The 15223-nt window shown below is 43.2% G+C and carries 9 protein-coding genes; all 9 read right to left on the bottom strand.

The features are described 5' to 3' along the window. Positions 1 to 6: 6 nt before the first annotated feature. Positions 7 to 1143, bottom strand: a complete 1137-nt coding sequence (locus tag B9Y69_RS01970) for a DUF4859 domain-containing protein (RefSeq protein ID WP_159451790.1) — start codon at positions 1141 to 1143, stop codon at positions 7 to 9. Positions 1144 to 1161: 18 nt separating this feature from the next. Next, positions 1162 to 2640, bottom strand: coding sequence for a RagB/SusD family nutrient uptake outer membrane protein (locus B9Y69_RS01965; protein ID WP_085471322.1), 1479 nt, complete (start codon positions 2638 to 2640; stop codon positions 1162 to 1164). A gap of 12 nt (positions 2641 to 2652) precedes the next feature. Then, on the bottom strand, positions 2653 to 5763 hold the full coding sequence (locus B9Y69_RS01960; RefSeq protein WP_159451789.1) for a SusC/RagA family TonB-linked outer membrane protein: 3111 nt from the start codon (positions 5761 to 5763) through the stop codon (positions 2653 to 2655). A 187-nt stretch (positions 5764 to 5950) separates the two neighbouring features. Beyond that, on the bottom strand, positions 5951 to 9448 hold the full coding sequence (locus B9Y69_RS19065; protein WP_144036482.1) for a family 43 glycosylhydrolase: 3498 nt from the start codon (positions 9446 to 9448) through the stop codon (positions 5951 to 5953). 267 nt (positions 9449 to 9715) lie between these two features. Next, positions 9716 to 11101: a DUF6055 domain-containing protein gene (locus B9Y69_RS01950; protein WP_085471320.1), complete on the bottom strand. Its 1386-nt coding sequence runs from the start codon at positions 11099 to 11101 to the stop codon at positions 9716 to 9718. Between the two features lie 166 nt (positions 11102 to 11267). Continuing rightward, positions 11268 to 12107 carry a glycoside hydrolase family 16 protein gene (locus B9Y69_RS01945; RefSeq protein WP_085471319.1) on the bottom strand — a complete coding sequence of 280 codons (840 nt, stop codon included), beginning with the start codon at positions 12105 to 12107 and terminating at the stop codon, positions 11268 to 11270. 39 nt (positions 12108 to 12146) lie between these two features. After that, positions 12147 to 12605, bottom strand: coding sequence for a DUF4488 domain-containing protein (locus tag B9Y69_RS01940; protein WP_085471318.1), 459 nt, complete (start codon positions 12603 to 12605; stop codon positions 12147 to 12149). Between the two features lie 111 nt (positions 12606 to 12716). Then, the gene (locus B9Y69_RS01935) at positions 12717 to 13952 is read right to left on the bottom strand and encodes a hypothetical protein (RefSeq protein WP_134433413.1); all 1236 of its coding nucleotides are present in this window, start codon (positions 13950 to 13952) and stop codon (positions 12717 to 12719) included. A gap of 13 nt (positions 13953 to 13965) precedes the next feature. Next, positions 13966 to 15201: a DUF4998 domain-containing protein gene (locus B9Y69_RS01930; RefSeq protein ID WP_085471316.1), complete on the bottom strand. Its 1236-nt coding sequence runs from the start codon at positions 15199 to 15201 to the stop codon at positions 13966 to 13968. Positions 15202 to 15223 lie beyond the last annotated feature (22 nt).

The raw sequence follows: 15223 nt of genomic DNA, 5'->3' as shown, positions 1-15223 counted from the left end.
AGCTGATTAATTGATCTTGATATTAAAAACAAACTCTGCACGAATCTTTTCATTACTTCGGTTGGTATATACCAAGGCCTGCTTAATGGTGTACGTATCTCCCATGGCAGATCGATCTGGATACTGGCCTATATTAAATGTAAAAGTTGATGCATTATACTCAGAGAATAAGCGCGCCGTGGTTCCCCATGTGACGACATTTCCATTCGCGTCAAACCAATGACCTGGAGCATTTGCTGTAGAATTTCCATTCAGAATATCACCCGGCTCAATCGCATAGAATACAATAGAACTACCCATCAGTCCTGGAATATCATCGGCCTCCAATCCAAAAGCATCGGCGATCCATGCGCTGGAGGCAACAACAGAGCCACCCGTATATGCACTTGCGGCCTTAAAAGCAACGCTATAGGTAAAACGAATGCCATTCGGTAGATCTTCGATAAACGGTCCATTATCTCCTGTTTCATTAAAATCACTGATAAAAACATGTTGATTGCTCAGTACATTCAAAACAGTTCCTGAAGCCGTTTTAATTCCCGTCGTTTGACATAATACCCGGACATCGGCCTGATCGTTCCTATCCACACGAACACTTCCATCCGGTGCTGTTTGATCCGGTTCTCCACGCACTTTGATATAATACAGGTAATACACATCCTGGTACGACCATTGCCCCTGCGGTTGCTTCTGTTTATTGAACGCAAAACCTGTAACAGGCGTATTATTGTTCATGGTCGTATAAGTCGTGTTAGCACTCGTCAGGCTATGTTGACCATCCCCATAAAAGTAAGCGCGAACAGAATCTACACTAGTTGCAGTAAGAAAATCTGCAAACGTATAGGTACCATTTTCATCATCTTCCAAAAACAAAGCTTTCTTCATTTTAAAAGCGCGCGAAATCGAATAGTCCGATGGTACCCAAAAGGTCTTCGCATTATTAATCTCATCTTTCAACCCAAAGTGATCGATGACTTGAAGTAGCGTATCAAACATATGTTTGGGATGCGAGGCCAGATAATCATACGTAGACATATTGACCTCAGCCTGGTGCAAACCATCATCGGTGAGATATGCATCTTTCTTGCAGGCCGAAAAACTGGCTACTAAAATTGCTACTATAGCGATATATATTCGTTTCATATTATAGTCTCCTTTCATTTAAAAACCTACGGTAGCCCAATATGAAGTCTGCCGTAAAAACGGATTCTGATTTAACATACTGGGATCAAATGGCCAATAATACTTGCCGAGGGCAAACTGCTGCTGCGTCATCCGGGTGTTTGAAAATTCATAAATACCGGCGGCTTTATACAGACGAATCATATCGTAAAAGCGGTGTCCTTCGAGAAATAGCTCCCGGGCACGTTCATCAAAAACAGCCTTTAACAGCTCGCCTTTACCATCCCACTCCCCCAGACCAGCTAAAAGACGAACCTCATTCAGCTGATTTTTCGCGTCACTGGTTCTGCCTAACGCCGCCAGAGCCTCGGCGCGAAGAAGCTTAATATCGGAATAGCGGAAAATGATAATATTATTCTTGAACACAGGGACAGCATTATTCCCCTCTTCCGGATAGGTGAGATTCGCATACTTGTTGCAAATCACATAACTGGTGCTTATTGTTGTATCCTGTGAATATTTCCGTCGCTTGTCTACTCTTTCCTTAAACAAACTATCAATTCGAATTTTGGTCGTCGTTAAGCGCGGTACCGTTAGTGTACGGTGGTATTTCGAAGAAGCAAGCGTGTAATCACCGATTCCAATGCTGGTACCTTCGTTCGCGGCACTTTGTGATATCTCAAATATCCCTTCAGCGGACTTCCCTTGAAAGATGGTCCGGTACGGAATACTATCGCGCGAGACATACGAATACAAGCCACTTTTAATAACGGAGTCAGCCGCCGCTGCTGTTTTTTCATAGTTCCCTAACCAAGCATTAGCATGTGCTTCTAAGGCAAAAGCAGCGCCTTTATTAGCCCGTAAAGCAAAGTCTGCCGTTACAATATTGCGCCAGCCTAGTAATTTTTTTGCAACCTCCAAATCTTGCAGGCTTTGCGCCAAAACCTCTACCGCTGTTGCTGCTGGTTTATTTTCAGCATAAATAGGCTGAACGGCCTCGGTGATGATAGGCACGCCCCCCCAAATACGTCCCAAATAGAAATACGAAAAAGCACGCATATAGTACGCTTCTCCTATTAAATGGTCACGTGTACGTGTATTGGTAAAAAGGTTGACGTCCATTTTTTGCACATGCTCAATCACGCGGTTCGCTTGGTCGATAACCCGATAAAACAAATCGTAACGGCGCAACTGATACAGTTGATGACTGGTATTGGATGCTGCAACAAACAGACTCCAGTTCATCGCGACCACATCGTTATATGGAGCGGTATTTGAAGACGCAATTTCATCGGATGGTAAATCGCCGTACGCATAATGTGCGATACCGTTGGCACCATTAAGTGCGGAACGTAAGAGTGCATACATGCCCGCTACCGCAGCATTTGCATCGTCCTGTGTTTTCCAAAAATTCTCATCTGTAGCAGCACTCTTAGGCTCAAGATCTAAAAAGTCCTTGCAGGATGTCACTACGATGAACAAGCTAAAAAACAGTATAAGTAGTCTATTATTTTTCATGACTTTCTTTTTTTACAGTGAAATATCTAAACCAAAAGTCCATTTCTTAGGGATTGGGTATCCGTTACCTGTAGAATATCCATTAGCTTCCACAGCTTCTGGATCCGGCACGGTAGACCACGATATAATGGCAATGTTATCCAATACGCCATACAGGCGCAACGACCGAATACCAAGTTTCTTTGAAAACTGTTGTGGTACATTATAGCCGATACGCACATTCTTCAGACGGATAAAACTTGCATTTTCAACAAACGTGCTATTGGCAATATGCCAGTTGTCGACCGTATTACGGAACAAACTTGGAAACTTACTTTGATCCCCAGGCTTCATCCAAAAGTCAGCCATCTCAAAGTCTCCAGCAATCGCTGAATTTGGTCCCCACGTATTGTACAAGGTCGCAGACCCCGCATCTTGTAACTTATCGGATAGGTATCCATTCCATAATGTACGACCGAAGATAAAAGTAGTCAGTGCCGAGATAGACCAATTTTTATACGAAAATGTATGCGTCATCCCGCCTATAAAATCTGGATTCGGGTCTCCCATATCGATTTTATCATTATCATCGATTATGAAATCACCGTTCATATCCAATCGTCTTGGATCACCGGCCTGGTATTGCGTGCCTGAGCCTGAACCATGCCTAATGCGGGCGCCGGTCAACGGATTAACGGGAACGTCATCCGTGGTTGCATAGACGCCGTCCACCTCCCATACTTTAAACGGATAAAGAGGTTGCCCCACGTTTAGAGCACGCTCCATCCATGGTGGACCGACCTTGATCTCCTGTCCGCCATTCGGAAGTTTGGTGACATAGTTTCTATTGTATGAAATATTGAAATTGGTATTCCACTGAAATTCGGATTTAGGAGACATATTCCGGGAGTTAATGGTTAGCTCAGCCCCCGTATTACGAACACTGATAAAGTTGGTCGAAATGGTGGAGTATCCTGAGGTTGCAGGCATTTGCAAGCCATATACTAAATCCTTGGAATCACGCACATAGTACTCGAGATTGATAGCAATCCGATCTTTCAGCATATTCAAATCTACCCCTACGTTAAGTTGCGGCGAACGCTCCCATTTAATAGTCGCTGAGGTAGCCGTACTGCCATAATTTGGATAAACAACATTAGCGCCATTGTAGGTAAATTGATTACCGCCCATACCGTTATCCAATACAGAACCATAATAGGCGCCACTATATCCCAGCATCGTATAATGCGCATATTCAGACCCTGGATCTCGACCGGTTAAACCATAGCTACCACGTAACTTTAAGTACGATACCAAGCTCTCTTTTTTGAAGAAATTCTCTTCCGAGATAGCCCATCCAGCAGAGATTGATGGAAAGATTCCCCATCGGTTATCGCTGCTGTAACGAGAAGAAGCATCCATCCGGTAACTTGCCGAAACTAAATACCGATCCTTATAGTCATAACCGACACGACCAAATACAGATATTCGGGAACGTTCAGCGATATTAGAATAGCCCGATAAATTGGGTCCAGCACCAATACCCGTAACCGTTTTAACAGCTTCGCTATTATTATTTCTACCCCATAGATAGTTCGAGTTTGCTACATTCTTCTCCATCCCGTATCCCAAAACACCACTTAAGGTGTGTGCCGAATTAATGATCTTATTGTAGTTAAAATAACTCTCCCATTCCCAACGGCGGTTTTGGTTGACCCAATTCTCAGCAATATTCTGTGAACCCGTTAATAGTTTTGGTCGGTAAAGATCCCGGGTGTTATTGTTCAGGTTAAAAGAAAATTGAGATCTAAATGTTAGCTCTGGAATAAAAATTTTCTTTACAGTACCCGCCACGTTTCCATTGATACTGGTACTTCTATCATCATCCAGGAGCCCGTCGTAACGTCCTGTATATACCTGACGTTCGAGATCTGTAATTTGCCAGAAAGAAGAAGGAAAACCCCAGGTTGAAAATGGATACTTACTACCGTCGCCAGAACCATGCTTAGCTTTTGTAATACCGGAGAAAATATTCGTTTCAAACTGCAAATTTTCCATCGGATTTACCTGGAGCATAATCCGAGGGGTGATGCTTTTATTTTCATAGCCCATCATTACCCCTTCTTCATAATAGTGTTGAGCCGAAATACGGTATAGAAACTTCTCCATATTTTGACCTATGCTCACATTAACATTGGTAATCGGGGCAGATTGTAGAAAAAGACCTTGCCAATCCGTCGCGTGATTGTAAGCTGCATTCAAACTATCGGTCAACATTTGATGAACCTGTCCATCATAAAACCAATCATAATTCCCGCCATTATATAGAAGGTTCATTTTCATGCGGCGTTCTGCCGCGCCTACAGTTATTGGCTTCATCGCAGGTCGACTTGATATCCCGGTATAAGCGGCTACGCGAACTTCCGGAACCCCAAAAGCGGGTCTTTTGGTTTTAACGATAATAACCCCATTAGCTGCACGCGCTCCATAAATGGAGGCCGCCGATGCATCTTTTAAAATATCGACCGATTCAATGTCATTGGGATTGATTGCTTGCAAAGGACTGGCATCACCATATGCCGCCCGAATATCACTGACATCATATATAATCCCATCAATCACATAAAGAGGCGATTGCAACTGATTATCCGCCAGCCCCAGGTTACTCGATCCACGAATATTCACAATGTTATTTGTCCCCGGTTCTCCCGATGTACTCAAAACCGTTAAACCTGCTACACGTCCCTGTAACATCGCGTCAAAAGTAGCGTAAGGTGTATTTTCAAATTCTCGCCCTTTCACCGACGATACCGCGCCAGTCATCTTCCGACGTTGAATATCTTGGTATCCGACAACCACCACCTCATCCAGATCGGCGGCGTCATCGTCCAAGATTACATTTACTTTTGTTTCCCCTTTTGCAATAACATGTTCCTTTGGTCGAAACCCCACAAAAGAAAACACCAGGTATTTGGCATTGCTTTCGGTCTTAATTTCATACAGACCCTTTTCATCCGTTGCGGCGGTACTCCGTCCACCCTTCTCTTTTACCGTCACGCCGGCAATGGGATTACCATGCCGATCACTGACCGTTCCTGATATGCGGGAGCCCTGTCCATGAACTTTGGAAAAGACTAAGGACATACAGAGTATACAGCATACTCTAAAAAAATGTAGACTTTTCATTAGTAAAATAATTTGGTTAATAAATATGTTATAATCGCTTAAGGCATATGCTGCCTCTATTCGAAAAGCGTACAGAAGCTTTTCTTTCAATTTTTATTCTTTTCACTAATAAAAAACGTCCTGCAATTCAGAAAAACCGAAGCTTTTACTGTGAAATCCGGATACGCTTAAAGTCTGCAAAACCGTCCTTATTATCATTTGTCGATTGATAAACCCCGACACGCACAACCGCTCCAGGCTGGTTCAACGACATATCAAACGGACTTCCTGGCAATTCTTGCCAGACATTCCCGTCTTTGCTGGTACGTAAGAAAAATTGATCTCCTACTCGTTGCACCTGTAAATAGCGATGAAAATTCCATCCTGCCCCCGTATTCTGCTGCATTTTATAACCGCCATCGATTCGCGTTGCCATGTTACCTACACCCCAACCGGTCATAACGGAGTTCTGCAATGCAATTATTTTACGCTGCTCCGGACCAACGTGCACGAGAATGCCTGACTCATTCGCACTCCCCTTACGTTCTGTCTGCCCATTAACGTTTGCCAATTCCACCTCAAATACAAAATCGCCCGATACCTCCTTGGATAAAAACGGCCCACTTTGCTCGCGTCCATCCCATCGTGTATCAGCAGAACTCAGGCGAATGCCGCCGTTCTGAATTAAAGCTTCTTTTACGCGCGCACTATCCCCCGAAAACAGATTCCACTGTCCCACATTATCTTCCGTAAGCAGATTAAACCGTTCATCAATCCCGACCAACTCTTTGATACGGTAATTTTTTACGGTTGCCACAGCAGACGCCATATCTGCTACATTTCCATACCGATCTTTCGCTAATATGCGGAAGTGCGGAAGCGCTGAGACATTATCCCAATTGACGAGATAATTAGGTGAATCCTGCCAACCGCTCCCCGTCTTTTCGCCATCCGCAATAAACAGGTACTGCACGCCTTCTCCGGGATGAGACTTCGCTTGCATGAAAATTTTATTGGCATTAATAAAACGAGGCTGGACAAAAAATGTGGTTCTTTCGTTTGTCCAAGATGAAGGTTCATTAAGCGGTATGAACGTATCACTATGCGACACAAAAAGAGAAGCTATTGCTACATGGTTCAATTTAATCACACCCGTACTCATATTGATAAAGTCCTTTTCGATCGACTTCAGATCTAAAGCAACCGGTACACCATCAAGTAGAACCTGTCCACCTTTAGCACGGCGACTTAGCGTCAGTTTATGCCATTCCCCAACTTTAATTTTTTGTCGCATCGCTGGATAATTCAGTAAGGCGAACTTGTTATCCAAGGCTTGAAACTCCAAGTCCAGTCGCGTATCCTCCTCTTCGGAAAACATAGACGTTAAAGCGATCGTTTCCAAGCTGGCACTGGGCTCCCCAACAACCGCAATTTTGTGCCCCACAACTTTAGTTCGCGCCATCCCCTCTTTCACCAGTAAACTGCCCTGCTTTACCCCTTCATTTGGCCATTCTTTCATCTCCCCAAGTGTCAATTGATCTGCACGGTGCCAAAGCCCAATTTTAGCGTTTGATGTTTGTTTATAAAGTGTTTCTATTTCCCCAGGGCTTAAAGCCTTATCATATACTTTTAAAGAAGAAATAGCACCAGAAAAGAATCCCGCGTCATTCCCTGCTTTACCGATAGAAAATGCAGAAGCAATACGCATAAACAGCATCTTATTTGCAGCGTTAACCTCTATCCCATCAACATATACGCGTTCCATATACCCATCAAAAGAAACCACCATATGATGCCACATATTCGCTGTGGGTAATTCCTTAAAAGCAACATCGGGCCATGCCCCACGCACTATAGCCCCATTATTTCGGTCGTGACCGTATCCGAAAACTGCACGTGTTAAATCCTGCGTTCCTTGCGTCCAAGTCAAAAGTGGTTCATGTCGCTCAATAGTTGGATTAAGCACCCACATCGCTACGGTATGACTACTGTTGCCGGCAAGTGTAGTTGGCACGGTAAATGTCGAATGAAGCGCACTTCGTCCGTCTAAAATGACAGCTTGTCGACCTTTTAACAGGGTTACATACGGACTACCTTCGGTTGTCCATTGCCCGATCAGGCTTCCTTTATTTGCAACGGGAGAGGTGAGATTTCCAAGGGAAAGTCCATCTGCCTCGAAATCGATCAACAGCCCACTTTGGCGATCTGAAATAACGGCGTCCTGCGTGCTCGATAACACGGTACTTTGGTTTATATCTTCACTAAAAACTTTAATATTCCACAGCGCCCGAAAGAGACCTTCTACTTGTGTTTTATCGATGGTTATTCGGAGGTATCGAGCTTCCACATTTCCTTTATCAACCATCGGACTCCCCCACTGCTGATTCGCGCGACGATCAGAAAAAATATGCCAATCCTTCCCGTCATTCGAATATTCAATAAGATAACCGTAATACCATGTTGGGTATTCAAATTGCGTCAGTATGGTCTTGATGACTTTCTGTTCCCCTAAGTCTAGCTTTAGCCAAGCTGGATTCATATTGTCTTTCGCTTTCCAGAGCGTCCCATTATTATCATCAATCGCAAACGTTGGACGGAAATCATCGCTATAACTTGAAGACGCTTCTACCGCAGCATGCAAAGCATGATTCGTGTAAGGGAGCGTATTTTTGGCTAATAAACCGATACCAGTATGCGTTGGAACAACCTTTACAATATTCCCTTCGGCATCAAACTCCATTTTATCAGCAGCGATCTGTCTATGAAAACCTCCGCCTGAATGTGGATTATTATGCCTATGATACACGATGTAATACTGATCACCCTCCTGCAAAACACTATGGTGCCCCGGACCATGAACGGTGCCATCGATCGTGGTGGATAATACGGGGTTAAAAGCCTCTTTATATTCAAAAGGTCCCATAGGACCTACCGTGCTGGTCGCGTACTGAACGCGATAGGTATGATCTTCGCAATGTCCCGAAGAATACATAAAATAATAAATACCATTGCGCTTAAAAACGAGCGGTGCTTCAAAGAAATCTTTTGCATCGGTATTAGGGATCAACTTAATTTCGGCAAAAGTTTTCATATCCGGATTTAAGAGACCGACGGCACATCCATGATCCGGATAAATTCCCCAGGTTCCCCAATACATATATATTTTACCATCGTCGTCCGTAAATGTCTGGCCATCCAGGGTAATCACACCCGGGATTTTATAATTTGGCACCAATGCCTCTCCTTCGTGCTGTAATGGCGTCCAAGGACCAACTGGTGTATCTGAAACCGCACCATATAACTGTACAGGCTGACTGTAGTACAAATAATATCGACCATCGTACCCCTGCGTCATATCAGGCGCCCAATACCAATGTGTATCGGGCCAGTTCATGGGCTGAATCGTCCAATTGACAAAATCCTTAGATGTCCAAACTTGCGATGGTCCCAGTCCACCTCCATTGCCATCTGTAGTTGCATAGAGGTAATAGGTATCGTCAATCTTTTTAATCGTCGGATCCGCAAAATAACCTGGAATAATAGGGTTTCCCATCTCCTTTTCGGTATGCTGTGACGAGGTGATTGTCTGACCGGCAACTGTAGTTACAAAGCCAAACTTCAAGCACATCAAGCATAGTCGAGTAAAGAATGAGAAACAATTCATATCATTTAATTTTGGTTTAACGAGTCGAAAGCCATCACCGTCCCCCTTACGAAATACATAGATATTTCGGCTTCCCCCGACAAGTGAATTATTAGTTAATCAGTTTATATTGGTTAAGCGTTATTTTGACACTTATTAATTTATAAACCAAATTTACAGTGACATAACATACCATGCTAATCAAATTTTCACCTATTCCAACTGTATTTTAACTAAAAGTAACCTTTTTGTTACTTTTGCCAGAAGTAATTAAGAGATCGCTCGCTATTATTTTGTTTCTCCGGTCGTTTTTGCAAGGACCTTAGTATTCATTAATTCAATTTCATAGGGCCATCTTTCTTTGGTCTCCTCTTTTCCATCAATTAAATGAACGTGATGCTCCCGGGGCGCTCCCATTACGACCAACCATAAAAATTCGGTATTTTGTGGTACGTTAAAAGAAGCCTGTCCCTGAGGGTTATGATATGTTTCGCCATACGTTCGCTTTCCTTCCTTTGATACCGCAATAAAGCCATAACGCCATCCGGAATTTTCAGGTTGGGGTACGGTCACATTATTATAAGTCGTCATGCCTGCAAATTGCAGCTTCACAAGGTTGTTTTCTCCTTGAGGAACCGCTAGGGGGATTGCGTTGTATCCATAATTCTGAGGAACATGGCTTGCTGCAATACGCCATCTCTGTCCGGATATGGAATCGAGATTGGTATAATGCTGATTTGCGTACGGAGCAGAGACCTTTTCTATACGGGGCATATCCCACGTAACAAAACGACGATAGGCATCAAAAAGCTCATCATTAAAAGCTGTTTGTGAGATATTACTCAACCGCTGGTACGTCCGAACGGGGTCTTCCCCTTTGATGGCATTGCGCCACATCTTCCCGATAAAATCTATGCCATGCTTAGTTGCCCAATACTCCAATACGAAGGGCGCATGATATTGGTTGGTTTCATGTAGAAAAGCGTAGTGTGTTTTACCGAGAAAAGCCTTTAGGTGATAATTTTCAAAAGTAATCCATTCCGGATATACCTGCCATAACATATATTGCGATGTCATTTCAAAAATACTGTTTCCACGGCTTCCTTCGATTGGCGAGGAATATGCCCAATTGCCATCACATTTGGCGAGATATTGGAAACTATGCCCCATTTCGTGTGCCAACGCCCCATACGGCGTTTTATGAATACGGGCAGCAGGTGTCCACATCACCCCAATTTTATCTTCCGCGCCTCCCCCGTATGCCGTACCATCGCCTCCTCCAAATACAAACATCAACAACTTATATGTATCGGATAAGGAGTTTCCAACGGAAACGAACTTCAGATCATTCGCGTAGAAACGATAAAATTCTTCACAGGTGGCCAACACCATTTTGGGGTCAAAACGTTTCGTTTCTTCCTGATTGTCCATCGGGTTCGGACCATACTCTTTAGACCAGAATAACACGATGTTATCGGACTCTAAGCGTCTTGCATTGCTATACTCACTTTCTGGATTGTTGTAATCATTTCCTTCGGGTACACGCCAAATCGAGGTAGGTATATACGCTTCTTTGGTCGATTGTGTTTTTGTGGTCTGCGCGATGCTGCATACCGATATGCACAGCAATCCAATCAAGGAGCTTACATACCGTATTATTTTTGTTGTTATCATATGTTTAGGTGTTCTAGAGATCAATGGTTTGTGTTTTCGTGAGAACTAAAACACAAACCATTGACAAGACTAAAGATACACCAATCGAAAACCGTCTTGCACCACGATATTAACCTCTTATGCGTAATATTTAACTAAAAAAGAAGACATCTCCTTTTTAAAACATTTACTTGTTCTTCTTTTGATAGACGCGAACGTAGTCGATTTCATACGTTGACGGGAGTAATGATTCATCAATTTTCCCGCCATTCATTCCACCCAATGCAAAGTTAAGAAGAACGTAATGTGGTTGACGGAATGGATTAAAGCCACTTCCATCTTTATTTTCGAGTTGATCCATTGGTACACGAATCATCAGTAGATCGTCTACATAGAGGGCAATCTCCTTTTCATCCCAATCCATTCGCCATACATGGAATTTACTGGCCCAATCCTTACCCCCTAATTCCTCAACGGATTTCGTACTGCTGTGCCAATGCGCTTTCCATTGTTCGCTGGTCCCTATGGCAATATTTGCTAAGATATTACCACGATAGTACTCCATAATATCTATCTCTCCATTGGAGGGCCATTCTTTTTCTATCCCTAAAGTCCAGAAAGCAGGCCACAAACCAGATCCGATCGGTATTCTCGCCTTCATCTCAAATCGACCATAGGTCCATGCTTGCTTGTCCCGTGTATTAATAGACGATGATGTATACTGAATATACTTTCTCTTCTTTGCCCAGTCCGTACTACCTGCGACATACGTTGGGTTTTTCTTCTTTTCTTTTTTCAGGTTTATAAGCAGTAAACCGTCCTTGCAATATGCATTTTCTTTTTGATACCATTGATCTTCATTGTTGCGCTTAAATCCTTCTTCAAAGGTCCAATAATCGGGGTTTGGCGGTCCATTCTGATTAAACTCATCGGCCCAGACTAATTGATAATCTGAAGAATTGGCTTGCTGCGCAAAGTTAACCTGGGAAAAAGTCAATAACGTAATAAAACAAATAAAACGATTCATAAATAAAAAGGGGTTATACTGATATATTTTCATTAAAAATTAGATTACTGGGGTTTTAACACGCTTCCATTTTTCAACAAATGGAACGCCATTTACCGTTCCTTTAATTTGTAAGGTGTCTTCGTTCAAAAAGCTATACGAAACTTTTGAGGCTGCATTCCGTAGATTCGGATTGATGGAAAATTTGATATTCTCACTATAAATATCTTCTGACAGCACCTTAAATGATCCCTGTTGTGAATTAAAGGTCCCCTCTGGGGTGACAATCACAAACATATAGCTCCCATCTTTGCCGAAGAATTTCAGGTAGCCCGGCGGAACACGCAGCTCGATCCCGCTCTCATTTTCGGCAACAACCATTTCCCAGATGCCGACAAACCGTTTTCTATTTTCTTTTGTTGAAGAAGACGTCGGTACCGTAGCCGAAAGAAGGAACCAAGTAATAAAAAGTAGTCCAATGGGCAACAGTCGCTTTAATTTCAAAAGATTCAATTTCATAATAATTCTATTTAGTCCGTTACAATTAAGTGCAATGCATAGGTATTCTTTGCGGGATCGCAGCAGAAAAAGAAGCCTCCGTTCTCTCTCGAGAAGGAGGTTCCTTGATTGCTAATTGATATAAGATCCACTATGTGAGGTCATGCCATCTTTTCGCATGGCCTCTATAATGAGGCAATTATACACGTAGTCCCAACTCGACGTTACTTCGGAGTTTTGGTTTAGGCCATAGGGCCACCAGTGTTGCGTATCACCGTTTAACGTTTGTTCTTTATTTTTTGTAATCAGTTTAAGCAAATTGTTCACGCCGTTAAACTGATATTTACCAGACACAATTGCTTGATCTCGCCACCAACTAGTGGTTCCGGTTCCAAACGTATGATTCATCTCATGCAGCATGGTACGTAGATTCTGGAAACCGGCTTCCGTTCCGAAGCGCATCCATCCTTCATTGTTAGCATCAGCCGTGGGAACACCTGGTACATAATTTATCCATACATGCTTTGTCGCCGAGGTATAGTTATTGGCGTACCATACGGCACTATCTATAGCCACCTGCAACCGTGCATACGCCGCTTGTTGTTCTGCCGTAGGATTCGTCTCTTTATTAAAGGTATACGTTACTTTTCCTTTACCTATTGTTTTGAAAGTAATGTTTGCGCCGTAACTAACCCCTTGCTCATTGATGGCGTACGAACGTAAATGGTAGGTCGTACGTTCGTTCAACCCAGTAATGTTACAACGGTACGCCCCCTGCCCCACGGCTCCGTGGACCACTTTTCCTTGATCGATCGTAGGGTTTTCTACTGTTCCCCAGCAAATTCCTCGTTCCGTGATTTGCCCGCCTCCATTTCCTGTAATCTCCGCATCATATGAGGCCAACGTCGAGCCAATAATAAACATGGGCCCATTGGCAAAAGTAACGGACTGGATACTCGTTGTCTTCAAAGTTTGCTCTTCACCATAAGCCACACCACCTTTATTGCGGACATAAGCACGCACATAATACGACGTATTACTTTTCAATCCGGTCAATTGCACCGAGAAAGTTCCATCTCCCTTCACCGTATTAGCTTCCATATATTTATCCTCAACAGTTGGCTTGGGCGCTTCTCCCCAACAGATTCCGCGATTGGTCACCAAAGCGCCTCCTTTGCTCGTTACTTGAGCTTGTACCAAGGCAGTATTTGTCGTAATAGATGTAAATTTTGGCGAGCTCACGCTCGCCAAAACAACCTCTTTACCCGGCTCCTCTCCTTCTTTTTCATCGCTTATCGAATCACTCTTAGAGCAGGCCAAACATAGCACGGCCAAACATGTCAACCAGGTAATACCGTATCTTTTCATATGTATACCCATGCTATTTCGCCAAATATTTAAGTTTCACACTACTTACTTTCCAATATTGTCCTGTGCTTCCTGTTCCCGTCAGTGAACCCACGAATCCGAATGAAAGTTCCGTCTCTTCTGTTAGCTCAAACGGGACTGTAATAACACCAGACCGGTTTACAAAAGAAACATAGGCTTTGGCCTGTGTAGCAAGGTTTTCAATATTTGGTATATCCTTACCCTTTGCAATAGCAATGAAGAATGAACCTGAAGAGCTCGCGCCATTGACATCAACCACATATTCATATTTACCTGCCGGTAAGGTGGTCGTTTGGTGGATTTTACCATTTGTAAAGGATGTTAAGTTATTGCTACTCCAACCGGCTTCCATCGTTAAGCGATAGTTCTGATTACCATCCACACCACCGTAGTAAGCACCGTTCAAAAGGAAGTTTTTAACCGCGGTGTTCGTGACCCAGCTTGCTGGAATTCCCCAACGACTGCCACTAAAGGCCGATGTTGCGAATGGTGCCGCCGTATTCTTCAGATATTGGCTTGTTACGTAACGCGTAAAATTAGTGGACGCGTATTCAGTATAAAAGGTGTCGATAGACAATGTATCCGGCAGGAACAAAGTGCGGTACTTCACCTCCGTTCCGATCCGATAATCTTTCGGCAACGTATTTTCGCTTTCGTCAATAGGTACAAGCAATAACTTTTCCTTATTATCGATCGTTTGATATTTCACCTGTGTTCCAAACACGCCACTCGTCAAATCCATACCACCCCACTCGATTACACCTTCTTCCGTTTCCGATATAAAGGCATTGGCAACAGGTCTATTGATTAAGCCTGAAATATAGCGCGCGCCATACGATGCTCCGGTTTTAAAAACTGGTAAAGACTTATTTCCTTGTGCATCGAATGTGATAAACTCAAAATTATGCACCCCTTCCGCAACAGGAATCATTAGTTTTAAGGTATCAACCCCCGTAGTTCGCTGGATAGGAACCTCAATAGAATCCTTACGTCCATTCCAAAACGCTTTGAGTTTAACAATTTTTGGATCCGCCATAAACAGTCCGGTTACATATACACGCTCTTTCCCAGAGTATACGATAACCGAATCTATTTTACCAGTATATACCGTTTCACCACCCTCAAAATACTTCTTATACTCATCTCCTTTGGTACACGAGCCAAAATAAACGGCTAGGGCAAGGAGGAAAGAAATACGGGTTAATATTTTATTATATGTTCTTTTCATCTCTATAAATTTTACACGTTTA

The sequence above is a fragment of the Sphingobacterium psychroaquaticum genome (assembly GCF_900177625.1).
Lineage (GTDB): Bacteria > Bacteroidota > Bacteroidia > Sphingobacteriales > Sphingobacteriaceae > Sphingobacterium > Sphingobacterium psychroaquaticum.
Note: the sequence above shows the minus strand (reverse complement) of the source record. Positions and strands in the feature narration are given on the sequence as shown.